We start from the raw sequence: 26,366 nt of genomic DNA on the forward strand, positions 1-26,366 counted from the left end.
CGTACTGGGCCTGCCCGCGGCGGCGGTCCTGGTGGCTTACAGCGGGTACATCGCGGAGTACCGGCGCCGGATCCGGGCGGAGTTCCTACCGGATGCCGGGGGTGGCCGGATCGGAACCGACGCAGCCGACGATGAAGCAGCCGGGCGGCCAGTCGCCGAACGGCGGGGCGAGCGGTTTGCCCAGGCAGGTCAGCGGCCCGCAGCCGGGGTAGGCGTTGGGGCCGATGCCCAGGGCGGCTAGCGTCGCGTCCGGGTTGGAGATCATCGGATCGGCCAGACTGATGTCCGGTTGCTGCACATAGGGTCCCGGATCGGGCAGACGCGGTTCCAGGAAGGCCGCCTCGATGCCGCGCAGGACCTCGTGCGGGAAGCTGAGCGCACTGCCAGGCACGGTGATGCCGGTCCAGCTGACCAGCAGGCCCAGGCTGGGCACGATGAAATTGTCCTGGCGCATCATGCCCGACATCTGCACCGCGTCCGGCGGTAGTCCGGGAAAGTGCACGCCACATCCGGGGCCGTTGACCACGAGGAGGAAGCCGTAGCAGGGGTTGGTCGCGGTCGGGCGCGACGCCTCGCCCAGATATTCGGCCGAGACGACCCGGATGCCATGCCAGCTGCCGCGATTGGCGATCAGCAGCCCGAGCTTGACGAAGTCGTCGGCTGGCAGCATCAGATGGGCGTAGCCGTAGGTGTTTCCGCTGCGATCGCGACCCCAGTACCAGTCGCTGCGCGGAATTCCCAATGGCGCGAAGAGTTTCCGCTGCGCGTAGTCCTGCAGGTCGGCGCCCACCGCGCGCTGCACGACGGCCGCGAGCAGATCGATCGCGCGCTGGCTGTACTGCCAGACCGTGCCCTGCGGATACCGGATCGGCATGGCCATGGCCTGGGCCACCACATTCGGATCCAGTTGCGCCAGACCGGTGATGCCCTCCGAGGCGACCGCCACCTGCATGCCCGAGGTCTCGGTGAGCAGGCTGCGCACGGTGATGGCGCGGTGGGCCGCATCGCCGAGTCCGGGCGGCAGATAGGCATCGATCGGATCGTCGATGCGCAGCCTGCCCTCGTCGGCCGCGATGCCGGTCAGCAGCGAGACCACGCTCTTGGTGCTGCTCCACATGTTCCAGGCCAGCCGGGCGTAGCGGTCGCTGTCCGGGCCGGAGGCGATCAGGCAGTTGTTGCGGAACACCCGCACGGTCAACCGGGTCGGATCGGCGGCGAAGGCGATGGCCCGGCGCAGTGCGGCCGAATCCAGCCCGACCTCCTCCGGCGTCGCGGTCTGCGGTGACCGCCCGTCGCTCACCTCGCAGCGTTTCAGGCCGCCGGAGTCGGCCCGCGCCGCCGAGACGGCGGGGCCGAGCAGGGCGATCACCGTCGTGATCACCAGCACCGCGATACGCGTCGTTCGTCCACCCACAGCTGTCCCCGTTCCCGAGCTCCTGTTCACCAGATCGGTTGCGCGCGAGGGTCGTTAGCCGTCGTACCCGCCCGCAGTTCTCGGGGCGACGGTTATGGGGTGGGGGTTCCCGGCGGGCGTCCTTCACCCTCGCTGATCCCCCTACTGGGTGACGTTTTCGACGGCACGGCCGGGATACGTTGGGGCGCAACGCATAACAGCGAGTGTAGCGCAAGCGAACGGGCGGTCGGTTGTTGTTGAATGACAGCCCCAACCCACTTTTTCCGCTTGGAAGGGCCGTGTATCCCTGCGGCCCGGAGGAGTTCGCTGTGTCAACGTATCGAAAATCACTCGTCGCCTGTGTGGCGCTGCTGTCCGGGTTCGGGGTGGCGCTCACACCCGCGACCTCGGTGGCCGAACCGCAGCCGCAGCCCGCCGCCCTCGCCGACAGCGACGGGGACGGTCTGGCCGACGACTGGGAGCTGAAGGGCTACGACGCCAACGGCGACGGCAGGATCGATGTGGATCTGCCCGCCATGGGCGCGAATCCGCGGCACAAGGACATCTTCGTCGAGATGGACTACATGAACGGACGTCTGCCGAGCGGGCCGGCCCTGGACCGCATCGTCGATGTCTTCGCCGCGGCCCCGGTCGCCAATCCGGATGGCAGGCAGGGCATCGCGATCCATCTGGACGCGGGCAACGCCCGCGGCGCGAAGTACAACCTGGGCGGCGGCAATCAGGTTCCCTACGACAACAACCTGTCGCCGGTGGACACCGAGGTCGACCGCATCAAGGGCAGCAACTTCAACCGCAACCGGTCGCGGATCTTCCACTACATGATCTGGGCGGATTCCTACAACAACGGCTGCTCGAGCGGTATCTCGCTGGGCATTCCGGCCGACACCTTCGTGGTCTCGCTCGGCCCGAAGTGCGGGTGGAACGCCGGTGACGACCACAATGTCGGCACGTTCATCCACGAACTCGGGCACAACCTGGGCCTGAGACACGGCGGCACCGATCACGTGAACTACAAGCCGAACTACCTGAGCGTGATGAACTACAGCTTCCAGTTCTCGGGTGTGCCGCTCGCCGCCGGTGGTGCGGACTTCGGCTATTCCAGCGTGAACCCGGCCGCCCTCAACGAATCCGCGCTGAACGAGGGCAGCGGTCTCGGCCAGACCGCGGCCAAGTGGAAGACGGTGTACTTCTGCCCGGACAACTCGCGCAGGCGCACCGCCAACGGCGCCGACAAGCCGATCGACTGGAACTGCAGCGGCGGCATCAACAGCGGTACCGTGCGCGCCGACGTCAACAACGACGACGGCTACGGCACGCTGCGTGCCCAGAACAACTGGGCGTCACTGGTATTCGACGGCGGTGACATCGGCACCGCCTCGCCCCAGTTGCGCATGCCGCGCGAGCAGTCGCCGGAGGAGATGACGAAGGAGGAATTCGACCGGCTGCAGAACACGCCGCTGCACGAGCACTGACGGACGCGGGTGTGGCGGCCGGACCGGCCGTCACACCCGTTTCAGCGCGTTGTCAGCGTCGGGGTCGACACTGGCGGTCATGGACGCCTGCAACCGTTTCGAAACTCCCGCCACCTTCCGGCTGTATCGCCTGGAATACGCGGTCGCGCTGGCGGTGTGCGTGACGTTGTTCGTGGTACATCTCGACCAGGTGCGGTGGGTTCCGGCGCTGATCCTGTTCGCCTACATCGACGTCGTGGGCTACCTCCCCGGAATGATCGCCCAGCGCCGCACCGCGGCGGTGCCGAAGATCTGTTACCTGCTCTACAACGCGATGCACAGCTTCGTGACCCAGGCCGTGGTGACGGGCCTGTGGATCGCGGTCTTCGGATTCGAATGGGCGCTGCTGGCGATTCCGATTCATCTGTGCGGCGATCGCTGCCTGTTCGGCAATGCGATGAAGCCGTTCGCCGTGCCATTCGATGCGACCGGGCCGATTCCGGCATTCGCCGAATTCGAATCCCGCCTCACACCTTCATCTCACCGCGACTCGGTACGCACCATGTCACCGAGTCGACCGTGAAGCTGATCCGGCCCCGGCCCGGATCGAAATAGACCGCCGTGGGCGCGGCGGGCCCGTCCCAGCCGGACAGGTCCCAGCTCTTGGAACCCGTTGCGCCGGTGTCGAGATTGGTCCAGGCGACGGTGCCGCTGACCAGGCAGCGCGGGCTGATCCCGGCGAAATGGCTCTGCAGCAGGATCATCGCGGGACCGGGCTGCTGGCCCGGAAATACGTCACCGATGACATCGAGATATCCGGCGCAGGTGATCGCCCCGCCGCGTTCGTAGGCGCCGACGGTGATCAGTGGGGCGAACGCATCCGGGCCCGGGCCCGCGGCGGCGGGGCCGGAACCGGCGGCGACGGCGGCGAACAATGATCCGGCGACGGCGGCAAGTGCCGACCGGGTGATGAACTTCCGCATGACGCGTCTCCCTCGAAACAGGTGATCGAATCGGGTTGTTCTCGGCGGTAATACTTTCCGATCCGACGTTACTCAGATTTCGGCGAATGGTCCCGAGAATGAACAATTTCGCCGAGGGCCGACATCGCCGCCGTCAATTGATAATCGGACAAATAAGGCGCGGGCCCCAACCGTAAATACTCGCCCCGGCTGTCGGCGGCGACACCGCGCACCGCCAATTCCCGGCACAGCTCGGCGGCCAGTGGTGAACGTAGAGCGAGGAATCCGCCGAAGGCCGAGCGGGGCGCGGCCCGGTCGCGATCGATCAGTGCGGGCGGTGCGTCCAGTTTGTCGAACAGCCGCGCCAGTAATTCGTTCTGGTGCAGGGAAATTCGGCGCAGCAATTCGGGGGCGAGGTGGTGTTCTTCGAAGAACCGGAACACCTCGCTCGCCCGGTAATGGCTCGTGGGATCGTAAGTGGCGCCGGCGAATCGGTCCGCTCCCGACGCGTAGCGCACCCGTTCGTCACCGCGTTCGGCGGCCAGTGCGCCGAATTCGGCGAACCAACCGGTGATCACCGGCCGCGCCTCGAGCGCCTGCGGCGGGATGCGCAGGAAGCAATTGCCCTCGCCCAGTTGCAGATACTTGTAACCGCCGCCGACCACCCACGCCGCGTCCAGCCCCTCGGCGGGCACCGACATCGGCACGACACCGAGGGCGTGATAGGCGTCCACCAGCAACTCCACTCCGCGCCAGGCGCATACCGCGGCCAGATCGCCGAGGCCGGGCACGATGCGCGCGGTCTCGAACAGCACCGACGACACCAGCACCGCGCCGGTACGCCCGTCGACGGCCTCACCCAGTCGCGCGGCCAGGGTCTCCACCGGCTCCGGCGGCACCCGCACCAGCTCCACGCCCTCCTCGGCGAGGCGGTCCAATTGCCTTCGGATGCTGTGGAATTCACCGCCGGTGGTCACCAGGCGCGGGCGATGCGGCAGATCGATGGTGGACAGAAAGCGCACCACCAATTCGTGGGTGTTGGCGCCGAGGGCGAGTTCCGCGCCGGGATCGCCCAGCAGCGCGCGGAATCCGGCCCGTACCGCCTCGGCGCGGGCCTGCGCGCGGTCCCATTTCGCGTCCACCGCGTCGGCCGCGTCGTCGAAGGCCGCGAGCTGACCCCGCAGCGCCACATCCGGCCACGCCTGATGCGAATGCCCGGTCAGCAGCAGCCGCTCGCCGACCCGGAAGCGAGAGTAGTGCCGCGCCAGGGCGTTCGGATGTTCGCGTACGTCCTCGACGGTGATCACAGGCGGCTCCGGAGCGCCCAGAGATCGGCGAACACCGGGCGGAACAGGCTGGCGCGCAGATACTCCGCCCCGGAGGAGCCGCCGGTTCCGGGCTTGTCGCCGATGGTGCGGCGCACCATCATGACGTGGCGGTACCGCCACTCCTGCAGCCCCTCGTCGAGGTCGACCAGCCGCTCGGCGACCTGGGCGGCGCCGCGGTCGTCGGTGTAGACGGTATGGAGCACATCCTGAATCTCGACCGACGGTTCGCTCGCGATCCGCACGTCCCGGTCCAGTCGATCGGCCGGAATCGGATAGCCCTGCAGGGCGAGATACCGCAGGAACGAGTCGTACAGCGAGGGCCGAGCCATCGCCGCCCGGATCCGCTCGCGGCCCGCACTGCCGGACGGATAGTGCGCGTACGCGCGCTCGTCGCGGCGGCCGAGCACGGCCTCGAGCTCCCGGAACTGGGCGGACTGGAAGCCGCTGGCCGCGTCCAGCCGATCCCGGAAGCTGGTGAACTGGCGCGGGGTCATGGTCTCGAGGACGTCGATCTGGGCCACCACGACCTTGAGAATGGTCAGGATCCGGCGCAGCGTGTGCAGCGAATGGGGCGTATCGCCGGCCTCGAGTGCGCGCTGCAGCTGGCCCGCCTCGTGCAGCAACTGCTTGAACCACAGTTCGTACACCTGGTGGATGACGATGAACAGCATCTCGTCGTGCTCGTCCGAGCGGGGATGCTGGGCGCCGAGCACCTCGTCGAGGGCGAGGTAGGACCCGTAGGTCAGCGCGGGGGAGGGGTCGACGCGATTCGGAGAGGATGCCACGGCGCCATCATGCTCGGTTCACCCTCGGCCGCGCCGCATTTCGCAGTCAACGGTTCGCGCGCGCGATCGCCCACCCCACGGCACCGCGCAGGATTGGCAGCCCGATCGCCCGCATCGTCAGCTCGTTCATCCGCACCTGGAATTCGGTGGCCGGGGCGAAGCGCGCCGCACCCCGATGGGCGGCGGCCTGGCGCTTGCGAACCTCCGGGCGCAGGGCGGACTCCCAGGACGCCAATGCGGCGGCGATATCGTGGCCGTGCCGGGTGAGGGCGTCGCCGAGCCGATCGGCGCCCGCCAACGCCAGCGCGACCCCATATCCGGCGAAGGGGGTCACACACCACGCGGCGTCGCCGACCAGCACGATCCGTCCGTCGCTCCAGCGGTCCGTCACGATCTGGGATACGGAGTCGAAGTAGGCCGCGCCGGAATCCATTGCGAGCTGGGCCAGCGCATCACGCACGCCGCCGCCCAGATCGCCGAAGACCCCACCGAGTGCCGCGATCGGCCCGCGCGCCAGCTCCGCCGCGGGATCGGTGGTGCGATAGGTGAAGAAGGCCGAGGAGCGCTCCGGTCCCACATTGATCACCGCGGCAGTGCGTCCGGGACCGATGAATGTGGTACCCGCGAGCATCGGCACGCCGTCGGGCACCCGCCGCAGCGGAAACGCGCCGACCATGTGCCGCAGATCCTTTCGTAGCCCGGCATCGGGCCCGAACACCAGCCTGCGTACCCCCGAGTGCAACCCGTCCGCGCCGATCAGGAGCTCGGCGTATTCGTCGCCGCCGTCGCTCAGCCGCACGCGGACGACGTCGGGAGTCTGCTCGACCGCCTCGACCACCGTGCCGAACCGGATCGGCACCAGCGGTGAAACTTGCTCGTATAGCGCCGTTTCCACGTCGCCGCGAAAGACCGACACCATCCGCGAGCCCACGGCGGCCCGGGCGATTTCGACCGGGACGGTGAACTTCTCGCTCCCATCGGCCCGCACCAGGATCGTGGTGAACCAGCCGATGTCTTGGGCGGCCAAATGCGGCAGGATGCAGAGCTTTTCGGCCGCATCGTAGCCGAACCCGTTGATGTTCACCAGATATCCGCCGCTGCGTCGGGATGATGCGCGCTCGACCACGAGCACATCCCATCCGGCCCGGTACAGCCGCAGCGCGGTCGCCAGCCCGGCAATCCCCGCACCCGAGACGATCGCACGCCTCTGCTTGGTCCTCATCTGAGCTCCTGTCGGTATGAGCGATTGCTCGAGAACGAGTATGAGCGCATGCTCAAACTATCGTCAACCCCGTGTTGACCCGATAGGGGCCGCTAAACTCGCTCCATGCCCAGAGGTGTCGCGATCCCCGAGGTCCGGCAGCAGCTGTTCGCGGCCGCCGAGCGAGTGATCCTGCGCGACGGGCCCGGCCGGCTCGGTGGCCGCGCGATCACCGGTGCGGCCGGGGTGGCGACGGGGCTGCTGTACGCCCACTTCACCGATCTCGACGGCTTTCTGGCGGCCTTTGCCGTCGATCGGGCCTTCGTGATCTCGGCCGAGGTCGCGGGCCTGCCGCAGCGGGCGGGTACGGGGGAGGTGATCGAGACATTGCTCGCCGCGGTGCTGGCGGTGCCCCTGACGACCGTGATGGCCTCGACCCGGCTGCTGGTCGCCCGCCCGGAGCTCACCGATCGCGTGCGCGAGGTGCTGGGGGAGGCGACCGCGGGACTGGACGCCTTCGAAAGTGCCGCGGCCGCATACCTTTCCGCCGAACGATCGTTGGGCCGGATCGAACCGGCGGCCGCACCCGAGGTCCTGGCGGAGGCACTCGTCGGGGTGGTTCATCATGTGGCGCTCACCGCCGCCGACGAGCGTGTCGCGCGGCGACGCCTCGAGCGCCTCGTCCCCGCCATGTTCACCGGCATCCACGCGAGCACGCGACGAGGACTCCCGCCCGTCGGCGGCTTCGGTAGCGTGGATCTCGGAGGTTCGCCGTCGGGGCGGCCGTGAAGGGGTGCGACATTGGTCGAGACGGAGGCCGTGGATCGAATCGAGTTCGTCGGCGACGATTTTCACGACGATCCAGACAGCTACTACGAACGCTGGCGCGCCCGCGGGCCGGTGCTGGCGGCCCGGTTCAAGAATTCCGTCTCGGCGTGGGTGGTCATCGGATACGCCGAAGCCCGTGCGGCACTGGCCGATCCGCGGCTGCACAAGGATGTCGAGGGGATGTTCGAGGTCTTCCGGCGCAAGAATCCGGATCTCACCGAGGACTCGAATGCCGACACGCTCGCCGCGCATATGCTCAACAGCGATCCACCCGACCACACCCGGCTGCGCAAGCTGGTCAACAAGGCGTTCACCCCGCGCCGGGTGGCGGCGTTGCGGCCCCGAATCGAGCAGATCACGGCGGGCCTGCTCGACGAGATGGCGCGGCACGAGGTGGTGGATCTGTTGGCGGAGTTCGCGACCCCACTGCCGGTCACGGTCATCTGCGAACTACTCGGGGTGCCGTTCGCCGACCGGGCCGAATTTCAGGCGTGGACCAAGATTCTGCTGGGCGGTGCGGCCGATGTCCCGCAGCGTCAACGAGCCTCGGCGGAGATGTCGCGGTATCTGCGAGATCTGGTGGCGGACAAGCGGATGCGGCCCGGCGAGGATCTGCTGTCGGGCCTGGTGCAGGTCAGCGACGAGGGCGATCAGCTCACCGCCGAGGAACTGGTGGCCATGGCATTTCTGCTGCTGGTCGCCGGGCACGAGACGACGGTGAATCTGATCGCCAACGGCGTGCACGCATTGCTGAGCGACCGAGCGCAATGGGAGACCCTGCGCGCCGATCCGGACCTGATCCCGGCGGCGGTGGAGGAGTTCCTGCGCTATGTCGGGCCGGTCGGCTGGGCCACCGCGCGCTACACCACCGAGCCGACCCGCGTCGGCGACACCGAGATCCCGGCCGGAGAACTGGTCTATGTCGTGCTGACCGCCGCCAATCGCGACGAATCCCGCTACGCCAGGCCCGATCGCCTCGACGTCACCGCCGATGCCACCGGACATCTGGCCTTCGGCCACGGCATTCACTTCTGCGTGGGCGCGCCGCTGGCCCGGTTGGAGGCCCAAATCGCGTTTTCGGCTCTGCTGCAACGCTTCCCGGACCTGACCCTGGCCGATTCGGACTTCATCCCGCGCTGGCAGCCCAGCTTCCTCATCCGCGGAATGGCCGAGCTGCCGGTTCGCCCGCGAGGGTGAGGCAGCCCGGCCGCGCTCGAATCACGCCGCGGCTCAGCCGATATTGGCCGACAGATCCGGCAGCATCCGATACGCCTCGTCCTGCCAGGTGTTCCAGGCGTGGATGCCGTATTCGGGGAAGTCGTAGACCACATTGCCGCCGCCGAGACTGGCCATGCGGGCCTGGAAGGCGCGAGTGTTGGCCAGTGCCAGGGCCTCGAGGACCATGCCGTTGACCGTGTCGCCCGAGGGCGGATCGCCCGCGCCGGGGCGGCCGCTGGCCGCGGACACCCACAGGCGGGTGTTGTTGGCGATCAGCTGCGGGGCGAAGACGAACGGGTCCATGCGCAGCCACTGCGGGCCCCACGGCGGGGCCATGGAATCCACGTTGTAGCCGCCCGCGTCGACCATCGCGGCGCGTATGGCCTCGCGCATCGCGGGGGCGGAGATATTGAGGTAGCCGGAGTAGGACCCGGCGAAGCTGAACTGATCCGGGTGGTAGGCGGCCAGCGTCAGCGCGGCGCTGCCGCCCATCGACAGGCCGAAGACGCCGTTGCGGTCGGCGCGGAAGCCGAGCCGGTCGCGCAGGGCGTAGCGCAGGTCCCGGGTCAGGAAGGTCTCCCAGTCGTAGCGGTAGCTCTTACCCGGTCCGGCCGAACCGCTGGAGGAGCCCGAACCGGCCGGTTCGCCGAAGAACGAGCTGGGGGCGTTCCAGTCGGCGTAGAAGCTGGACTGGCCGCCGACCGGCATCACGACATTGATATTCCACGCGGCCATGGCGTCGGCCACATTGGTCTCGATCTCCCAGCCGTTGAGATCCTGGCGGGCGCGCATACCGTCCAGGGCGTAGACGACGCGATCGGTATTGCCGTCGGCGGCGCGCAGGATCCGGGTCTTGATCGGTCCCATGCTCGGGGAATCGACCCAGAAGTCGAAGGCCGCGGGGGTGAAGGCGGCCGATGCCGTCGCCCCGGACCCGAGCACGGAGATGCCCAGCGGGGCCAGAATCGCCAGTGCGATGCCCAATACGGAAAGTCCCCGAATCCTTCGCATGTTGTCGACCTTTCGCTCGAGCGGCCAGGAGCCGCAGGGCGAGCGCGTGCTGCTGCGCTCGGAATGCCTATCGGTCGGCGTCGAATAATTGTTGCTAGAAATTTGCCCAAGTCCATGTGATGTGCGGCACGCATGGCTTTGATCAGCGGTTATGCTGACTGTTTTGCGTTAGCGGCTGCTGCCCAGCAGGGCGTCGCGCTGTTCGTGCACCGTGGCCTGGATGGCGTCGACCACCGTGGCCACCTCCGGTCGCCGCAGCGTTTCACCGCGTGCCACCAGCCAGTAGGTCAGTCGGACGGCCACCTCGTCCGGCAGCACCCGGACCAGATCGGCATGGCGGTCGGCCATGAAGCACGGCAGCAGTCCCAGCCCGGCCGCGGCGCGGGTCGCCTCGACGTGGACGAAAACATTGGTGGAGGAGACGGATTCGCGCATCATCGGCGCGAAGTTCGTGGCCAGGTCCAGATCGTCGACCTGCAGCATCGATTCGACGAAGTACACCAGCGGGTGAGTCGCCAACTCGTCGACCGCGCTCGGAATGCCATGCGCGGCAAGGTAATCGCGGGAGCCGTACAGGCCCAGGCAGTAGTCGCCCAGCCGCATCGCCCGCGCCCGCAGCACCTTCGGCTCGCCGACCACGACCTCGAGATCCACACCGGAGCGCTGAGTGGAGGCGCGCCGGGTCGCCGCCACGATCTCCACCGCGATGCGTGGATGGCGGCGCCGCACCCGGGCGGCGGCCGGGGCGGCGATATAGGCGCTGAAGCCGTCGGTGGCCGAAATGCGCACCACGCCTTCGAGAGTGCGCTCGCCGCCGGTGTCGCCGCCCAGTGAGCGCACCGCCGATTCGACGGCCTCGGCGGCCGCCAGCGCCGTGCGGCCCAGGTCGGTCAGCTCCCAGCCGCCGGTGACCCGGGTGAGCACGCGCCCGCCCAGTGCCTGTTCGAGTGCGGCGATGCGCCGGGAGATGGTGGTGTGGTTGATGCCGAGTTCCTCGGCCGCCGAGATGAATCGGCCCGAGCGGCCCACCGCGAGCAGCACGAGCAGATCGTCCGCGCTGGGTCGGCGGGTCGGATCGGACACATCTGCATTCTTGCAGATATGCCCTGCGCATCTGGGCATTGCGGGCGTTGGTATCTGCATCAATACTCGTTCTGACCGTGTGATGTGTTGGCCATCACAGTCGACGTGACGATGTGGCCGAGGTCGTAAAGGAGCAGTTTCCATGGCGTCCAGTGCAGTACCGCCGACCGATCGCGCTGCCGAGGGGGTGCCGAGCGGCCTGCGCAGGGTCGTGGCGGCCTCCATGGCCGGGACGGTCGTCGAGTGGTACGAATTCTTCCTCTACGGCACCGCCGCCACCCTGGTGTTCAGCAAGGTGTTCTTCGCCAAGGGATCCAGCGATCTGGACGCGATTCTCGCCGCGTTCGTCACCTATGCGGTCGGCTTCGCCGCGCGCCCGCTGGGTGGGGTGGTGTTCGGGCACTTCGGCGACAAGTACGGCCGCAAGAAGCTGCTGCAGTTCAGTCTCGTATTGGTCGGTGCCGCAACGTTTTTGATGGGCTGCCTGCCGACCTTCCAGCAGGTCGGCTACTTGGCGCCGACGCTGCTGGTGATCCTGCGCTTCATCCAGGGCTTCGCCGTCGGCGGCGAGTGGGGCGGGGCGGTGCTGCTGGTGGCCGAGCACAGTCCCGCGCGACGACGGGCGTTCTGGGCGAGTTGGCCGCAGGCCGGGGTGCCGATGGGCAATCTGCTCGCCACCATGGTGCTGCTGGTGCTGACCTCCACGCTGCCGGAGGCGGCGTTCCTGAGTTGGGGCTGGCGCGTGGCGTTCTGGCTCTCGGCGGTGGTCGTGCTGGTGGGGTACTACGTGCGGACCAAGGTCACCGACGCGCCGATCTTCGTCGCGGCCCAGCGCGAGGCCGAGCAGGTCGCGGCGACCTCGTTCAGCGTCGTGGAGGTGCTGAAGCGTTATCCGCGTGGGGTTTTCACCGCCATGGGGCTGCGGTTCGCCGAGAACATCATGTACTACCTGGTGGTCACCTTCTCCATCACCTATCTGAAGGTGCACGTGAAGATGGACACCAAGTCCATCCTGTGGTGGCTGCTGATCGCGCATGCGGTGCACTTCCTGGTGATTCCGCTGGTCGGGCGGCTGAGTGATCGCATCGGGCGGCGGCCGGTCTATCTCGTCGGCACAGTGGCGGCCGCGTCCTGGGGCTTCTTCGCCTTCCCCATGATGGACAGCCGCAACAATGTGGTGATCCTGCTCGCGATCATCGTCGGCCTGGTGTTCCACGCCTTCATGTACGCGCCGCAGCCCGCCATCATGGCCGAGATGTTCCCGACCCGGATGCGGTATTCCGGTGTGTCACTGGGCTATCAGGTGACCTCGATCGTGGCCGGATCGCTGGCGCCGATCATCGCGGTGCGGCTGCTGGAATCGTACGGGTCGTCGGTGCCCATCGCGTGGTACCTGGCCGCGGCCGCGGTGGTCACCGCGATCGCGGTCGCATTCGCCCGCGAAACCCGTGGGCTGGAACTGGATTCGGTGGACCGCGCGGATGAGCGCGCGCGGGAGGAGCAGGTGGAGGTGAACGCGCGGTGAGTGCACTGTCCGGACGTTCGGCGCTGGTGACCGGCGGGGCGAGCGGTATCGGGGCGGCGTGCGCCCGGGAACTGGCCGCTCGGGGCGCGGCGGTGACCGTGGCCGATATCGACGAGGTCGCCGCCAAGGCGCTGGCCGAGGAGATCGGCGCGACGGCGTGGGCGGTGGATCTGCTCGACGTCGAGGCGCTGGAGGGGTTGCGGCTCAAGGCCGACATTCTGGTGAACAACGCCGGGGTGCAGAGCGTTTCGCCGATCGAGTCCTTCGCGCCGGAGCAGTTCCGCACCATGCTCGCGCTGATGGTGGAGGCCCCGTTCCTACTGGTGCGCGCGGCGCTACCGCATATGTACGAGCGGGGATACGGCCGGATCGTCAACATCTCCTCGGTGCACGGCCTGCGCGCCTCGCAGTACAAGGTCGCGTATGTGACGGCCAAGCATGCGCTGGAGGGGCTTTCGAAGGTGACCGCCCTCGAGGGCGCCCCGCATGGGGTCACCAGCAACTGCGTCAATCCGGGCTATGTGCGAACGCCGCTGGTGGACAGCCAGATCGCCGATCAGGCCCGCACGCACGGCATTCCCGAACGGGAGGTGGTGGAGAAGGTGCTGCTGACCGAGAGTGCCATCAAGCGGCTCATCGAGCCGGAAGAGGTTGCGGCGCTGGTCGGCTGGCTGGTGTCCGAGCCCGCCGCGATGGTGACCGGCGCCTCGTACGTGATGGACGGCGGTTGGACGGCCCGATGACGCGACCGCAATGGGAGCCCACGGCCGAGGATATCGCCGACGCGCAGCTGACGTCCTTCACGGCGGCGGTGACGGCGCGGACCGGGCGCGAATTCGCGGATTACCATCAGCTCTGGCGGTGGTCGATCACGGATTCGGCCGGATTCTGGGGTGCGCTGTGGGAGTACTTCGGCTTCGGCCCGATCCCGGGGCCGGTGCTGGCGAGCGCCGAAATGCCCGGGGCGCAATGGTTTCCCGACGCGCGGCTGAACTATGTGGATCGGGTGGTGAGCCGGGCGCGCGCGGACCGGCCCGCGGTGCTGTACGCGAGCGAAGACGGCGGCCTCGGCGAGCTGTCCTGGACGGAGTTGCTCGGGCGTGTTGCCGCCTTCGCGCGGACCCTGCGGGAACTCGGGGTGCGGCCGGGGGATCGGGTGGTGGGATATCTGCCGAACATCCCGGAGGCGGTGATCGCCTTCCTCGCCACCGCGAGCCTGGGTGCGGTGTGGAGTGCCTGCGGGCAGGACTATTCGGCGCGGGCGGCGCTGGATCGGCTGGGGCAGCTGGATCCGGTGGTGCTGGTGACCGCGGACGGCTACCGCTACGGCGGGCGCACGCACGGCAGGTGTGGCGATATCGCGGCCCTGCGCGCCGGATTGCCGGGCCTGCGGGCCACCGTCGTGGTGTCGCGGGTCAGTGCCGAGGTCGCCGATGCCATCTCCTGGGAGACGGCCAGTGCGGGCGGCGGTGTGCCGACCGGTGTGCCGGTGGTTTTCGACCATCCGCTGTGGGTGCTGTTCTCCTCCGGAACCACCGGGCTGCCCAAGGGCATCGTGCACGGGCACGGCGGAGTGCTGCTGGAGCATCTGAAAGCCGTTGCGCTGCAGTTGGATATCGGACCGCCGGATACGTTCTTCTGGTACACCAGCCCGAGCTGGATGATGTGGAACTTCCAGATCGCGGGCCTGCTGGCCGGGGCGACCATCGTCTGCTACGACGGCAGTCCGGGCTGGCCGCGGCCGGACGCGCTGTGGGAACTGGCGGCTCGCACCGGAACCACTGTGCTGGGGACCAGCCCGGGGTATGTGCTGGGCTGTATCAAGGCGAATACTGTGCCGCGCAAGGAGTTCGATTTGAGCCGATTGCGGACGGTCGGCATCACCGGATCGACGCTGCCGGCCGCGTCGTCGCTGTGGTTGGCCGACAATGTGGGTGAGCGCGTTCAGGTCGCCTCGATCAGCGGTGGTACCGATGTGGTGTCGGCCTTCGCGGGCGCCGCGCCGACGGCGCCGGTGTGGCCGGGAGAGCTGTCCGTGCCGTATCTGGGCGCCGCCGTCGAGGCATTCGACGAGTCGGGGCACGGCGTGCGGGGTGCGGTGGGCGAACTGGTGATCACCCGGCCGATGCCGTCCATGCCGGTGCGGTTCTGGAACGATCCGGACGGAAGCCGATATCGCGCCGCGTATTTCGAGATGTTTCCCGGGATCTGGCGGCACGGGGACTGGATCACGGTCACCGAGCGCGGGAGCATCGTCGTGCACGGCCGCTCCGACGCCACGCTGAACCGGCACGGCATCCGGATGGGATCGGCCGATATTCATCAGGCGGTGGAACAGCTCCCCGAGATCGCCGAGGCGCTGGTGGTCGGCGTCGAGCAGCCCGACGGCGGGTACTGGATGCCGATGTTCGTCGTGCTCGCCGACGGTGTCGAACTCGATGCGCAATTGCGGGACCGCATTGCCGAGGCCATCCGGGCGCAGGTCTCGCCGCGCCATGTGCCCGACGAGATCATCGCGGCGCCCGGAATTCCGCACACCCGCACCGGCAAACGGCTGGAGGTGCCGATCAAACGCCTGCTGCAGGGCGCCGATCCGGCGACCGTGGTGGCGCGCGGCGCGGTGGACGATCCCGAACTGCTCGACTGGTACGCCGCGCGCCGCCCCGCATAATCGAGGAGTGAGCATGGAACCGATCGTGTCGGTCACGAGTGGCAAGGTCCGTGGGTTCGTCCGGGATGGGGTGGGTGTCTTTCTCGGCATCCCCTATGCGGCCGCCCCGGTGGGCCCGGCGCGGTGGGAGCTGCCGCGACCCGCTCCGGAATGGGACGGGGTGCGCGAGGCGAACGCGCACGGGCCGACCTGTGTGCAGGCGCCCTATCCGCCGCCCATCCACGCGCTGATCGGCAGCGACGGCATTCCCGGCGACGAGTATCTGAATGTGAATGTGTGGACGCCCGATCCGGGTGGGTCGGGGTTGCCGGTGATGGTGTGGATCCACGGCGGGGCGTTCACCCGCGGCTCCAATGCGCGGGCGATCTACGACGGCACGGCCTTCGCGCGCGATGGCGTGGTGGTGGTGTCGATCAACTATCGGCTCGGTGCGGCGGGTTTCGCCGCGGTGCCGGGCGCGCCACTCAATCGCGGTCTGCACGACCAGATCTTCGCGCTGGGTTGGGTGCGGGAGAACATCGCGGCCTTCGGTGGGGACCCGGACAATGTGACGGTCTTCGGTGAGTCGGCGGGCGGGATGAGCGTGGTGAACCTGCTCGCCGCACCGGCCGCGCGCGGGTTGTTCGCGCGGGCGATCGTGCAGAGCGGCAATGGTTCCGCGGTCTGTGATGCCGTGGACGCGCGGCGGCTCGGCGGGGCGCTGGCGCAGCGGCTCGGCATCGAGTTCACCGCCGAGGCGTTCGGTCGACTGAGCGCGCAAGAGCTGCTGACAGGCCAGAACTCGATCGCGCTGAAGCTCATGATGAAACCGGATCCCGAGCGCTGGGGTGCGTCGGTGGTACGCAACGGCCTGGGCACGCTCAGCTTCTATCCGGTGATCGACGGTGAGCTGCTCACCGGCCGTCCCGTGGATGTCGTTGCCGCCCAGCCGGATCGGGTCCCGCTGCTGGTCGGCTGGACGGCCGACGAGTGGCGCTTCTTCACCGTCCCCACCGGAGTCGCGGCCGCCGTCACCGACGACAGCCTGCCGGTGATCCTGCCCCGCTTCGGCCTGCACCCCGCGGTCCTCGACGTCTACCGCGCCAACCGCCCCGACGCCACCGCGGCCGACCTGTTCGCCGCCGTCGTCACCGACGCGGTCTTTCGCGACGACGTGACCCGCCTGGCCGAAGCCCCGGCCGCGACCCCCGCCTACGCCTACGAATTCGCCTGGCCCTCGGCAATTCCCGGCCTCCGAGCCTGCCATGTCATCGAAGTCCCCTTCGTCTTCGACCAAATTGCCGCCGCCCACACCCTCACCGGCCCCACCCCACCCCAGCCGCTGGCCGACGAAACCCACGCCGCCTGGGTCCGCTTCGCCACCGAAGGCACCCCGGGGTGGCCCCGCTACACCGCCCCTACCCACACCGTCCACATCTTCGATTTCCCCGCGTCCACCGACGCCGACAACCCACGCGCCGACGAACTGGCGGCCCTGCGCGCGGCCCGCCGCACCGCCTGAGCCCGCCGCGCTACAGCCCGCGGACGGAGGTGAGGACCACGCAGGTGCTGTCCTGGCGGAAGAAGATGTCGGCGGGGCGGTTTCGGAGTGGGGGGAGGTCGCAGTCGAGTAGCCAGCTGTGGTCGGCCACGCGGAGGGTGAGGGGGCCGGCGGGGGCGGTGATTTCGACCTCGAGGCCCTGGGGTGGGGGAGCGGAGAATTGGAAGCCCTTGGTGGGGACGGGGGTCAGGTCGCGGCCCGCGGCGCGCAGGGCGGTGGGCGGGGTGTCGTAGTAGAGGCCGATGCTGGTGGCTCCGCGTCGGGAGGTCAGCCGCAGGCGTACGGTCCGATTCCCGGAATCGGTGGTGTCGGAGAGGATTTCGGCGGTCGGTGGTGTGAGTCGCTCGGCGGGGGCGGGGCCGTTGGCGGTCGCGGTGGGCCACAGGGTGGTCAGTGCGGGATCGAGGGGGCCGGGGTGGACGAGGGGGTCGGTGAAGCGGTCGGGTGGGGTACGGGAGATCCACTGGGCGGCACCGCGGTCGGCGTCCAGGGCGTAGGCCAGTTGGATCGTCTGCGGGTGGTGCTCGTCGAAGCGGTCGACGGCGGTACCGGCGGCGGCGAGCGCGATCGTGAGGACCAGTCCGGTCAGGGGGATCAGCGCGGTGCGGCGGCGGGGCCAGGCGTGGGTGAGCGTCGTCAGGATCGGCGCGCCGAGTAACACCACTACGGGGGCGACCACGAAGGGTGCGCCCGCGATTCCGGCCTGCAGCATCGGCCAGATATTGGCGCCCGCGAAAACCGCCGCGGGGACCAGGGATACGGTCAGCAGCGGCAGCCGCCACGGCGTCGGAGTCACGAAGGTGAGCGCCACGCCCAGGGCCGCCGCGACCGCGGGAATCACCAGCAGCTGGGACGCTGCCGGGGCGAGCGCCGCGGCCAGCGCGGCTGCCAGCACCACACCGGTCAGCGCCCCGACCGCGGCGGCGGTCGCGCCGAACAGCCTGCGCGCCAGCGCGTACCACGCCACCGTGACGGCGGCGCAGAGCACGAGCGCGGCCGCGTAGTACAGCTGCGGCCGATACGGGTCGACGAACAGCGGGCGGTACTCCGGGCGGACCACCAGCACCGCCTCCCACAGCCCGTAGCACGCGGCCATCGCGAGCGGGACGGTGACGAGAGCCGTCGCGGCCGAGCCGAAGACCCGAGCCAGGGTGGTCTCTCCGCTGCGGCGGACCTGGAAAATCGTCCAGCCCGTGGCGATGACGGCGACGATCGCGAGCGCCGCCATCACCCAGACCGGCAGCACCACCAGCATCCCGAACGGCAGCTGGAAGTACGCCCGGTCGCCGCCGCCGCCCGCGGCCAGGTCTCGGTCGCCGAACTCGCCGATCAGGGCCAGGGTGTTGGCGCCCAGCTGCTGCACGGTCGCCGGGTCCACATGGGCCGGATCGTCGAAGACGTTGTGGTAGTAGGCGCTTCGCCCGGTATAGGCCCAGTCCAGCACCCGCAGCCCGCCCGGTTCCAGCGCGGCGAAATCGGTATTGCTCCCGGTCCCGGCCCCGGCCAGGGTGGTCGACAGCGAATCGGTATTCGGATGCGGCGCGGCGGCGACGGCGTCGATCAGCGGACCGTCGGGATGGCTGACGCGCCACAGCAGCGGTGGGCCGCCCGCTCCGCGCGCCTCGTGATTGATCACCACGCCCGCCCGGTCGTAGCCGCCCGCGGTGACGAACGCCTCGGCCCCGAGCAGGCCGATCTCCTCACCGTCGGTGAGCAGCACCACGACGTCGTTGTGCAGGGTTCGTCCGCTCTCGCGCAGCGCGCGCACCGCCTCCAGCACGGTCGCGACACCCACACCGTCGTCGTTCGCGCCCGGTCCCGAGGGCACCGAATCGTAGTGCGCGGCAAGGTAGACCGTGCCCGTGGACGCGGTGCCGGGAATGCGGGCGACGATATTGTCGACCCGGCCGACGCCGAGCACCTCCCGCTGGATGACGCTCGGATACGTGCCCACGCCCGAGCGAATCTCGGTGTCCAGTCCCAGCTTTCGCAGCTCGGCGACGAGATGGTCGCGGACCCGGTCGTGTTCGGCCGTCCCGACCGGATGCGGCCGGGCGGCAATGGCTTCCACCACCCGCAGCGCGCGAGCGGCGCTGAACACCTCGCGCGGCGCGGACTCCGGTCGGTGCCCGTGCGGCTGTAAGGCCCAGGCCGTCCCGATCGCGACCGCGAGAAGGATTGTGAATGCGAGGAATCCGGAGAGCCGTGGGCCTGGCCGCATGGTGAAGATCCTATTCGGTGATGTCGTCGAGGTAGGCGTCGAGTTCGGCGCCCATCTGCTCGGGGGTGCTGAAACCCGCCAGTCCCTGCAGACTGAGGCCGTCGACCAGGGCGTGCAGCCGCGCCGCGAGGCGTTCACGGTCGGCGTCGGGGCCGGTCAGCAGTTCGACCACCCGCTCGCACAGCGCGCGCATGGAGGTGAACTGCCGCCGCTGCACCCGCGCCAGTTCCGGATCGGCCAGACCCAGCGCCACGAACGAGAACGCGATCGAGGCCTCGATATGACGCCGCTCGTCCAGCGGCATGGTCTCGCGCAGCACCGCCCGCACCCACTCGGGGACGTTGTCGATCCGGTCCATCCCCTCGATGCGCTCGGTGACCCGGTCGATGACCTGCTCGCAGGCGAAGGCCAGCAGTTCGGCGCGGGTCGTGAAGTAGTACCGCAGCGCTCCGGTGGACCACCCGGCCGCGGCCGCGACGGCCCGGATGGACACCGCATCGACGCCGTCGCGGGCGATGACCCGCCACACCGCCTCGGCGAGCTCGCGGCGGCGGGCGTCGTGGTCGACGATCTTGGGCATGCGGTTATTTTCGCACACTCGTGTTAGTTTGGTTTAAACACAGTCGTATTAAAAAGAAGGTGGGCATATGATCGCCCTGATCATCGGGTGTGAGATCGGCTTCTGGGTGCTGCTGCTGGCCGGGCTGGCCATGCGCTATCTGACGCGGGCCCGCGCGCTGAGCGCGGCCCTGCTGGTGAGTGTTCCCCTGGTGGACGTGGTGCTGCTGGCGGCGGCGGTGATCGATCTGCGCGGGGGTGGGCACGCCTCGTTCACGCACGGCCTGGCCGCCATCTACCTGGGCATCTCGATCGCCTTCGGGCATCGGATGATCACCTGGGCCGATCGGCGCTTCGCCCACCGGTTCGCCGGTGGGCCGGAACCGGTGCGGCCGCCCCGGGCCGGACGCGCCCACGCCGCCCACGAGCGTCGCCAATGGGTGCGCCACCTGGCGGCGTATCTCATCGCGGCCGGTGTGCTGGGCGTGTTCACGCTGCTGGTCGGCGATGTCGATCGGGCCGCGCCGCTGCTGCGGGTGATGTGGCCGTGGACCGTGGTGCTGATCATCGACTTCGTGGTCTCGTTCAGCTACACGATCATGCCGCGAGCGGAGCGGGCCGAGGCCAACCTGTGAAAACTCAGCGAGAAATCATAGGAACGGCACAGGCTGCGGCCAGGGTCGCTCGGCACTGTTGATCGAGTACGCGTTCTCGGCGGTAGTGAGGTGTGGACGATGGTCGAATTCGAGGTCTCCGGGACCACCGTGACGGTGCACGTACTCGGCGCGCATCGGTTCCTGGGGCTGCGCGAGCAGCTCAGCTTCGATCTGTCCGAGGTCACCGCCGTGGCGCCCGCCGAGGTCGATCGGCGTCCGCCGTGGCTGCGGACCCCCGGCACCTTCTTCCCGGGTGTGATCGCCGCGGGCACCTTCCGCGGCAAGGGGCGCAAGGAGTTCTGGGACACCCTGTTCGACGGCCGCGCGGTCCGCATCGATTTGTCCGGATCCGACTTCACCCGGCTCGTGGTGGACGTGGCCGATCCGGAATCGGTGCGGCGCAGACTGGTCTCGGCCGCGGCCGCTTAGCCGAAAGTCGCAAAACCGGCGAATTGTCCTGCTGGTCAGCCGATTTAGAGTTGCCGCAGCCGGCGTGTCGTGCACGCCACGCCGACGCGACACGCATTTCGGCAAATCTACAGTTTCGCTTGCGGGTCGAATCGACTATTAATGTCCTGTGTCGTTTCCACCCGTGATCACGTGTGTGCCACCGCATCTCACCGGGCGGTGGTCGAGGTGACCATCGAAAACCCTATGGGAGACGAGGTCACGCAGCTGGCGAGGCGGGTCGAGAAGGCCCGTGGTCGCATGGCGTTCCAGTTCGACCCGGCGCTCACCGAGGCGCTGTCGGAAGACGAGCTCAAGGCCGAACGCGAACTCGCCGAACGGATTCGCGAACAGGAACGCGAACAACGCTGGAAGAACGTGCAGGCCGCGGCCTCCGCGTCCGACCGCGCAAGGCAGACATCCGAAGAGATCGCGAAGGCCGACATGCGAGATCTCCTGATGGCCCGCAAGGCGATCGCCGCGCAGCGGCGCGAGTCCAGCCCGCATGCCAAGCTGGCCTCGCTGTATCGGCATCGGGCCTGGTCGCAGCGCGCCCTCGCGGGCGTCGTGGTGGCCGGCATGCTGTGGTCGGCGGTCAACGTCCAGCACAACATCGCGCCCGGCGGCCCGACCGATCCACTGTACTGGTTCAGCTATCTGCTCGAGGGCATGATCAGCGTCTGTCTGGTCATCATCATGATCGGCACCAACAAGGTCGCCGAGTGGGGAATCCTGGACAGCCGCAGGCAGATCATCGTCGCCGAACTGGCGCTGCTGGCGCTTACGGTGATCTTGAACACCTACCCGTACCTACGCGACGGCAACTGGTACGACGTGGGTGTGCACGCGGTCGCACCGGTCATGGTCGGCGTGGCGCTGCTGGTGCACGATTCGGCCAGCAACCGGTACGGCCAGGCCATCGCCCGTGCCACCGCGGAGGTCAAGGACATTCCCGACCCGGCCGAGCAGATCCGGCGCACGCTGCCGACCTTCGTCAGCTTCATCCGCCAGGCCGCGCCCGACACCCGCGCGCAGCCCCCGCTGCCCGCGCTGCCGACCGCACCCGCCGAGACGGCCGGGGCGAAGGCCGACGCGGACGTGCGCGACGCGGAGACCGTCGATCCCGGCGACCCGGATATCTGGCTGCCGAAATCGAAGCCCGCATCGGACAATTCGTCGGCCAAGAGCTGGATGTCGGATCTGAAGGACGTGCCGAAGACCAACGGCAACGGTAAGAAGGCCAAGGATCGGTCCGAGTCCGAGGCGGACACCGATTCGATGAATCTCTATGACACCGGCCAGTTCCGCATCGCCGAGACCCTCGAGCAGGAGCTCGCCGAACTGCGCGCCGAACGCCGCCGCGCCCGCGCCAAGAAGCAGCAGCGCGCCACGGCGACCAACGGAGCCGGAGACGACGACTGAGGAGACGTCAGCGCTCGGGCCCCCGGCGAAATGCCGGGGGCCCGAGCCCGTTTCGGGCTCCGATCAGGTCAGATGGTCGAAATCGCCGCGAATCCAACCGATATAGCGGTCGGCCGAGCGCCGGATGATCGCGCGGGCGTCCGGGCCGATGATCTTGCCGACATTGTCGTAGAGCCGGTCGAATTCGAACTCCTCGACCGATGCGACGATGCGCTCGACCACCGCGGCCGACAGCGGGATGCGATTGGGGTAGCTGCGCATGAAGGTCACCGAGGTCAGATCCGGATTGCCGTGGATGGTATCCGCGCTGAACAGCACGCCCCTGCCCGCCGCGCCCGCCGCCCAGTGCAGGACGGCGCTGCCCGGGAAGTGCCCGCCGACCTGACGCACCGTGACCCCGGGCAGCAGGTCGATCCGGCCCTTCCACGATCGAATCACCGGGTCGGGCCGCGCGATCCACTCCAAATCGGCCTCGGCCACCAGCACCGGCACCCCGCCCAGCGCCCGGCTCCACTCCACCTGCGCCCCGAAATGGTGCGGATGGCTGGGCACGATCGCCACGACCTCGCCGAGTTCGCGGATGCGCGCGATCACCTCGTCGTCGACATAGCCGACCAGATCCCACAGCACATTCCCGGCCGGGGTGCGGATCAGGTGTGAGCGCTGGCCGATGGCGAAGGCGGGTTCCACGGTCAGCCCGAACAGATCCGGCTCCAGCTCGCGCACGGCGAACGCGTGTCCCGAGCTCGCCAGCTCGGCCAGGGTGGTCCAGTGCTGGCCGTCCGAGGGCATCCACTGCCGCTCGTCGGCGCAGATGCGGCAGATCTCGGCGGCGTCGGAGTGCTCGACGCCGCAGGTGGCGCAGATCTTCATAGTCATCCTCCCGTCCGGCACACCCATCTTGTTCTACGACAGGTGTCCCGGCCGCATTCCCGATCAGCTCAGCAGACCCACGATCGTGGCGCTGATGAAGCTCACCAGCGTGGCCGAATACAGCAGGCGCAGACCGTATCCGGCGGTGACGAGACCCTGCCGCTCGTTGAGGCTGCGCACCGCGCCGATGATGATCGCGATGCTGGAGAAGTTGGCGAACGACACCAGGTAGGTGGACACGATCGCCTGCGCGCGCCCCGACAGCGCCCCCTGCTCCTGATGCAGCTCCTGCATGGCGACGATCTCGTTCGATACCAGCTTGGTACCCATGTACCGTCCGGCGTCGGCGGCCTCGTGCCACGGGATGCCGGTGAGCCAGGCCAGCGGGGCGAAGACATGGCCCATCACGTCCTGGAACGTCGTGCCGTTGAACAGCGCCGCGAAGATGCCGTTGATCATCGCCAGCAGCGCGATGAAGCCGATGAGCATGGCCGCCACGGTGAACGCCACCTTGAAGCCGACCAGGATGTAGTCGGTGAGCATCTCGAAGAACGACCGCGATTGGCGCGCCTCGGCGGATTCGGCCTCGAGCAGTTCGGCGTCCTCCAGCGGATCCACGGGGTAGGGGTTGATGAGCGCGGTGACCGCGAAGACGCCCAGCAGATTCAGCACGATCGCGGTGATGACGAATTTGGCGTCGATGAGCTGCATATAGGCGCCCAGGATGGATGCGGAGACCGTTGACATGGCCGAGGCCGCCAGCGTGTACATCCGTTGCGGCGGAATGCGATCCAGCATGCCGCGCAGCGAGATGAAGACCTCGGACTGCCCGAGGATCGCCGAGGCGACCGCGTTGAACGACTCCACCTTGCCGAAACCGCTGATCCAGGACAGGGCCAGGCCGAGATATTTGATGATCAGCGGCAGCAGCCGGATGTGCTGCAGGATGCCGATCAGCGCGGAGACGAACACGATCGGCATCAGTACCGAGAACAGGAAGGCCGGGGTCTGCCCGTACTTCGCCACGTCGCCGAAGACGAAGGCGGTGCCCTGCGCCGCGTAGTCGAGGATGTGCTGGAAGCCGTCGCGGATGACCCGGATCACCGCGGTGCCCGCCCCGGTCCGCAACAGCAGGAAGCCGAGCGCGAACTGCACCACGAGCAAGATCACCACGCGCCCGAGCTTGCCGCCCGCGGCCCGGCGATCGGCGCTGGGCAGCCAGGCGAGCAGCAGGAACACCAGCAGCCCGACGACCCCGATCACATAGTGCACACGTACCTCCGACCATTCATGAAGATCATTGGCGGGAAGGTTACCTGGCAGGCAAAATTTTTCCGGCAAAAGCGGGCCGTCAACCCGATTCGGTGCGCGATGTAATTCGGATGTGGCGGGATCACTCCCGCACGGCGGCCCGCACGAATCCGTGCGCGGCGTGCAGCAGGCGCCGCGCCTGATCGGCGTCGACCCCCGTGAGCTGCATGACGATGGCGGTCTTGGAATGGCCGCCCGCGGCATCGAGCAGGGCGGCCGCGGCGGCGGTGTCCACGCCGGTGGCCTCCGCGACTATCCGGCGGGCCCGATCGCGCAACTTGGTATTGGACGGGTTCAGATCCACCATCAGATTGCCGTACACCTTGCCCGAGCGCACCATGACCGCGGTCGAGATCATATTGCAGACCAGCTTCTGCGCGGTGCCCGCCTTCAGCCGGGTGGAGCCGGTGAGAACCTCTGGGCCGGTGGCGATCTCGATGGCCACATCGGCGTGCTCGCTCAGCTCGGCGCGGCGGTTGCACGACACCGCGACCGTGCCCGCGCCGATCGAGCGGGCGTAGCGCAGCGCCCCGATCGCATAGGGCGTGCGTCCGCTGGCGGCCAGCGCGACCACGACATCGTCGGCGCCGAGCGCCACCGCCGCCAGATCCGCGCCGCCGCGGTCGGCATCGTCCTCGGCGCCCTCGATCGAGCGCGTCAGCGCCGCGGGCCCACCGGCGATGATGCCGAGCACCTCACTCGGATCGGTGCCGAAGGTGGGCGGGCATTCGGAGGCGTCGAGCACCCCGATGCGCCCGCTGGTGCCCGCACCCACGTACAGCATGCGCCCGCCCGAGCGCCGAGCCTCGACGATCCGCTCGACCGCCCGCGCGATCTGCGGAATCGCCTGGGCCACGGCCGGAGCCACCGAGGCATCGGCGGCGTTCATCGTGCGCAACAACTTCTCGACCGGCATGGTGTCCAGGTCCGCGGTCGACGGGTCGACCGCCTCGGTGGTGAGAGCACCGAACTCGAACAACTATGCCTCCTCGTGAGTCGCTACGCTTCCTTGCTCCGGCGATCCGCCACCGCGTCGTGCGTCCGGCGCAGTGCCAGCGCCGCCGACGGAGTCCGTTGCAGCACACCGATGTACAGCGCGTCGACCACCAGCAGCTGGCTCATCCGGCTGGCCATCGCCGCGGAGCGGAAGCCGTCCTCGCGCCCGGCCACCAGGATGGTGTGCGCCGCCGCGCGGGCCAGTCGCGACTGCGGGCTCGCGGTCACCGCGACCGTCGTCGCCCGGGTGCCGACGCGACGCACCGCCTCGACGATCGCGCCGGTCTCACCGGAATGCGAGAACGCGATCACCACGTCCTCGGCCTCGAGCAGGCTGGTCTGCACGAGCGCGTCGTCCTCGGAGGTGCTGGCGCGGCACCACTTTCCGATGCGGGTGAGCTTCTGCTCCAGATCGGTGGCCACCAGACCGGAGGCGCCAATGCCGAGCGCCTGGATGCGCCGCGCGGTCACCAGCGCCTCCACCACCGCGGTGAGCGTGGCCGGATCGGCCAGATCGGCCGTGGCGACCATGCCCTCGGTCTCGAAGGCGGTGAGCTTGTGAATGACCTTGCCCAGCGGATCGTCGGCGACGATGTCGGTGGCGAACACCGGCGCGGCGCCCGCCTCCCCGCCGACCGCGGCCAGCGCCAGCCGTAGCTGTGGGTACCCGTCGTAGCCCAGCGTCTTGGCGAGCCGCACCACCGCGGAGGTGCTGGTATCGGCGCGCTCGGCGAGCTGATTCACGGTCAGCTGCGCGGCGCCGGGCGGGTCGTCCAGAATCACGCGGGCAACCCGCAATCCGGTCGGCGTGAGCCGCGGCATCGCCGTCAACAGGCGAGTGCGGACATCGTCATCCTCGGCCATG

The 26,366-nt window shown here is 68.8% G+C and carries 24 protein-coding genes; 11 read left to right on the forward strand and 13 right to left on the reverse strand.

Features of this window, described 5'->3' with window-relative positions:
* Window positions 1–85: 85 nt before the first annotated feature.
* The gene (locus tag NDR87_RS20835) at window positions 86–1,414 is read right to left on the reverse strand and encodes a serine hydrolase (RefSeq protein ID WP_251914694.1); all 1,329 of its coding nucleotides are present in this window, start codon (window positions 1,412–1,414) and stop codon (window positions 86–88) included.
* A gap of 308 nt (window positions 1,415–1,722) precedes the next feature.
* Here NDR87_RS20835 and NDR87_RS20840 point away from each other — a divergent pair, with 308 nt between their 5' ends.
* Complete coding sequence (locus NDR87_RS20840) at window positions 1,723–2,886, forward strand: M66 family metalloprotease (protein ID WP_251914695.1); 1,164 nt, start codon at window positions 1,723–1,725, stop codon at window positions 2,884–2,886.
* A gap of 79 nt (window positions 2,887–2,965) precedes the next feature.
* Entirely contained in the window at window positions 2,966–3,448 is a 483-nt protein-coding gene (locus NDR87_RS20845) for a hypothetical protein (RefSeq protein ID WP_251914696.1), read from the forward strand.
* Here NDR87_RS20845 and NDR87_RS20850 read toward each other — a convergent pair.
* The 4 genes from NDR87_RS20850 to NDR87_RS20865 form a co-directional block, all read right to left on the reverse strand.
* The gene (locus NDR87_RS20850) at window positions 3,393–3,848 is read right to left on the reverse strand and encodes a hypothetical protein (RefSeq protein WP_251914697.1); all 456 of its coding nucleotides are present in this window, start codon (window positions 3,846–3,848) and stop codon (window positions 3,393–3,395) included. The two genes, NDR87_RS20845 and NDR87_RS20850, sit on opposite strands and share 56 nt — an antisense overlap.
* Before the next feature lie 68 nt (window positions 3,849–3,916).
* Window positions 3,917–5,134: a hypothetical protein gene (locus NDR87_RS20855; protein WP_251914698.1), complete on the reverse strand. Its 1,218-nt coding sequence runs from the start codon at window positions 5,132–5,134 to the stop codon at window positions 3,917–3,919.
* Window positions 5,131–5,940 carry a tryptophan 2,3-dioxygenase family protein gene (locus tag NDR87_RS37775; protein ID WP_251914699.1) on the reverse strand — a complete coding sequence of 270 codons (810 nt, stop codon included), beginning with the start codon at window positions 5,938–5,940 and terminating at the stop codon, window positions 5,131–5,133. Before NDR87_RS37775 ends, NDR87_RS20855 begins: the two co-directional genes overlap by 4 nt.
* A gap of 46 nt (window positions 5,941–5,986) precedes the next feature.
* Complete coding sequence (locus NDR87_RS20865) at window positions 5,987–7,162, reverse strand: FAD-dependent oxidoreductase (RefSeq protein ID WP_251914700.1); 1,176 nt, start codon at window positions 7,160–7,162, stop codon at window positions 5,987–5,989.
* 105 nt (window positions 7,163–7,267) lie between these two features.
* On the opposite strand from NDR87_RS20865, the gene NDR87_RS20870 reads away from it, so the two are divergent.
* A complete protein-coding gene (locus NDR87_RS20870) occupies window positions 7,268–7,930 on the forward strand; it encodes a TetR/AcrR family transcriptional regulator (protein WP_251914701.1) in 663 nt (220 codons plus the stop codon).
* A gap of 12 nt (window positions 7,931–7,942) precedes the next feature.
* Window positions 7,943–9,166, forward strand: a complete 1,224-nt coding sequence (locus NDR87_RS20875; protein WP_251914702.1) for a cytochrome P450 — start codon at window positions 7,943–7,945, stop codon at window positions 9,164–9,166.
* Between the two features lie 33 nt (window positions 9,167–9,199).
* Here NDR87_RS20875 and NDR87_RS20880 read toward each other — a convergent pair whose 3' ends face one another.
* Both NDR87_RS20880 and NDR87_RS20885 read right to left on the reverse strand, forming a co-directional pair.
* Window positions 9,200–10,198 (reverse strand): alpha/beta hydrolase family protein, encoded by a 999-nt coding sequence (locus NDR87_RS20880; RefSeq protein WP_251914703.1) that lies wholly within the window; start codon window positions 10,196–10,198, stop codon window positions 9,200–9,202.
* Window positions 10,199–10,366: 168 nt separating this feature from the next.
* The gene (locus tag NDR87_RS20885) at window positions 10,367–11,341 is read right to left on the reverse strand and encodes a LysR family transcriptional regulator (protein WP_251914704.1); all 975 of its coding nucleotides are present in this window, start codon (window positions 11,339–11,341) and stop codon (window positions 10,367–10,369) included.
* A gap of 82 nt (window positions 11,342–11,423) precedes the next feature.
* Between NDR87_RS20885 and NDR87_RS20890 the strand changes: the two genes are divergently transcribed.
* Genes NDR87_RS20890 through NDR87_RS20905 form a run of 4 tightly spaced genes read left to right on the forward strand, consistent with a single transcriptional unit; the run spans window position 11,424 to window position 16,978 of the window.
* Window positions 11,424–12,806, forward strand: a complete 1,383-nt coding sequence (locus NDR87_RS20890; RefSeq protein ID WP_286013818.1) for an MFS transporter — start codon at window positions 11,424–11,426, stop codon at window positions 12,804–12,806.
* Complete coding sequence (locus tag NDR87_RS20895) at window positions 12,803–13,549, forward strand: 3-hydroxybutyrate dehydrogenase (RefSeq protein WP_251914705.1); 747 nt, start codon at window positions 12,803–12,805, stop codon at window positions 13,547–13,549. The genes NDR87_RS20890 and NDR87_RS20895 overlap by 4 nt, the downstream gene beginning before the upstream one ends.
* Entirely contained in the window at window positions 13,546–15,477 is a 1,932-nt protein-coding gene (locus NDR87_RS20900) for an acetoacetate--CoA ligase (RefSeq protein WP_251914706.1), read from the forward strand. Before NDR87_RS20895 ends, NDR87_RS20900 begins: the two co-directional genes overlap by 4 nt.
* Before the next feature lie 13 nt (window positions 15,478–15,490).
* Window positions 15,491–16,978: a carboxylesterase/lipase family protein gene (locus tag NDR87_RS20905; protein WP_251914707.1), complete on the forward strand. Its 1,488-nt coding sequence runs from the start codon at window positions 15,491–15,493 to the stop codon at window positions 16,976–16,978.
* Window positions 16,979–16,988: 10 nt separating this feature from the next.
* Here NDR87_RS20905 and NDR87_RS20910 read toward each other — a convergent pair whose 3' ends face one another.
* Entirely contained in the window at window positions 16,989–19,238 is a 2,250-nt protein-coding gene (locus tag NDR87_RS20910; protein ID WP_251914708.1) for a M20/M25/M40 family metallo-hydrolase, read from the reverse strand.
* A 10-nt stretch (window positions 19,239–19,248) separates the two neighbouring features.
* Window positions 19,249–19,818 carry a TetR/AcrR family transcriptional regulator gene (locus tag NDR87_RS20915; protein ID WP_251914709.1) on the reverse strand — a complete coding sequence of 190 codons (570 nt, stop codon included), beginning with the start codon at window positions 19,816–19,818 and terminating at the stop codon, window positions 19,249–19,251.
* Window positions 19,819–19,885: 67 nt separating this feature from the next.
* Between NDR87_RS20915 and NDR87_RS20920 the strand changes: the two genes are divergently transcribed.
* The 3 genes from NDR87_RS20920 (at window position 19,886) to NDR87_RS20930 (ending at window position 22,321) form a co-directional block, all read left to right on the forward strand.
* Window positions 19,886–20,431, forward strand: coding sequence for a hypothetical protein (locus tag NDR87_RS20920; RefSeq protein ID WP_251914710.1), 546 nt, complete (start codon window positions 19,886–19,888; stop codon window positions 20,429–20,431).
* Window positions 20,432–20,530: 99 nt separating this feature from the next.
* Window positions 20,531–20,881, forward strand: a complete 351-nt coding sequence (locus NDR87_RS20925; protein WP_251914711.1) for a hypothetical protein — start codon at window positions 20,531–20,533, stop codon at window positions 20,879–20,881.
* 207 nt (window positions 20,882–21,088) lie between these two features.
* Window positions 21,089–22,321 (forward strand): hypothetical protein, encoded by a 1,233-nt coding sequence (locus tag NDR87_RS20930; protein ID WP_251914712.1) that lies wholly within the window; start codon window positions 21,089–21,091, stop codon window positions 22,319–22,321.
* 63 nt (window positions 22,322–22,384) lie between these two features.
* On the opposite strand, the gene NDR87_RS20935 is transcribed toward NDR87_RS20930, so the two are convergent.
* The 4 genes from NDR87_RS20935 to NDR87_RS20950 form a co-directional block, all read right to left on the reverse strand.
* Window positions 22,385–23,200 carry an MBL fold metallo-hydrolase gene (locus tag NDR87_RS20935; protein WP_251914713.1) on the reverse strand — a complete coding sequence of 272 codons (816 nt, stop codon included), beginning with the start codon at window positions 23,198–23,200 and terminating at the stop codon, window positions 22,385–22,387.
* A 57-nt stretch (window positions 23,201–23,257) separates the two neighbouring features.
* Window positions 23,258–24,466: a nucleoside transporter C-terminal domain-containing protein gene (locus NDR87_RS20940; protein WP_251914714.1), complete on the reverse strand. Its 1,209-nt coding sequence runs from the start codon at window positions 24,464–24,466 to the stop codon at window positions 23,258–23,260.
* Between the two features lie 121 nt (window positions 24,467–24,587).
* Window positions 24,588–25,484: an N-acetylmuramic acid 6-phosphate etherase gene (gene murQ / locus NDR87_RS20945; protein WP_251914715.1), complete on the reverse strand. Its 897-nt coding sequence runs from the start codon at window positions 25,482–25,484 to the stop codon at window positions 24,588–24,590.
* 20 nt (window positions 25,485–25,504) lie between these two features.
* Window positions 25,505–26,365 (reverse strand): MurR/RpiR family transcriptional regulator, encoded by an 861-nt coding sequence (locus tag NDR87_RS20950; RefSeq protein ID WP_251914716.1) that lies wholly within the window; start codon window positions 26,363–26,365, stop codon window positions 25,505–25,507.
* Window position 26,366: the final 1 nt, after the last annotated feature.

The sequence above is a fragment of the Nocardia sp. CDC159 genome, from assembly GCF_023740735.1.
Lineage (GTDB): Bacteria > Actinomycetota > Actinomycetes > Mycobacteriales > Mycobacteriaceae > Nocardia > Nocardia pulmonis.

Coding starts and splice junctions, on each gene's coding strand:
- NDR87_RS20880 (WP_251914703.1), bottom strand. CDS start 10,198: ATGCGAAGGATTCGGGGACTTTCCGTATTGGGCATCGCACTGGCGATT.
- NDR87_RS20905 (WP_251914707.1), top strand. CDS start 15,491: ATGGAACCGATCGTGTCGGTCACGAGTGGCAAGGTCCGTGGGTTCGTC.
- NDR87_RS20865 (WP_251914700.1), bottom strand. CDS start 7,162: ATGAGGACCAAGCAGAGGCGTGCGATCGTCTCGGGTGCGGGGATTGCC.
- NDR87_RS20870 (WP_251914701.1), top strand. CDS start 7,268: ATGCCCAGAGGTGTCGCGATCCCCGAGGTCCGGCAGCAGCTGTTCGCG.
- NDR87_RS20925 (WP_251914711.1), top strand. CDS start 20,531: ATGGTCGAATTCGAGGTCTCCGGGACCACCGTGACGGTGCACGTACTC.
- NDR87_RS20845 (WP_251914696.1), top strand. CDS start 2,966: ATGGACGCCTGCAACCGTTTCGAAACTCCCGCCACCTTCCGGCTGTAT.
- NDR87_RS20885 (WP_251914704.1), bottom strand. CDS start 11,341: ATGCAGATACCAACGCCCGCAATGCCCAGATGCGCAGGGCATATCTGC.
- NDR87_RS20890 (WP_286013818.1), top strand. CDS start 11,424: ATGGCGTCCAGTGCAGTACCGCCGACCGATCGCGCTGCCGAGGGGGTG.
- NDR87_RS20850 (WP_251914697.1), bottom strand. CDS start 3,848: ATGCGGAAGTTCATCACCCGGTCGGCACTTGCCGCCGTCGCCGGATCA.
- NDR87_RS20910 (WP_251914708.1), bottom strand. CDS start 19,238: ATGCGGCCAGGCCCACGGCTCTCCGGATTCCTCGCATTCACAATCCTT.
- NDR87_RS20900 (WP_251914706.1), top strand. CDS start 13,546: ATGACGCGACCGCAATGGGAGCCCACGGCCGAGGATATCGCCGACGCG.
- NDR87_RS20950 (WP_251914716.1), bottom strand. CDS start 26,365: ATGGCCGAGGATGACGATGTCCGCACTCGCCTGTTGACGGCGATGCCG.
- NDR87_RS20920 (WP_251914710.1), top strand. CDS start 19,886: ATGATCGCCCTGATCATCGGGTGTGAGATCGGCTTCTGGGTGCTGCTG.
- NDR87_RS20915 (WP_251914709.1), bottom strand. CDS start 19,818: ATGCCCAAGATCGTCGACCACGACGCCCGCCGCCGCGAGCTCGCCGAG.
- NDR87_RS20935 (WP_251914713.1), bottom strand. CDS start 23,200: ATGACTATGAAGATCTGCGCCACCTGCGGCGTCGAGCACTCCGACGCC.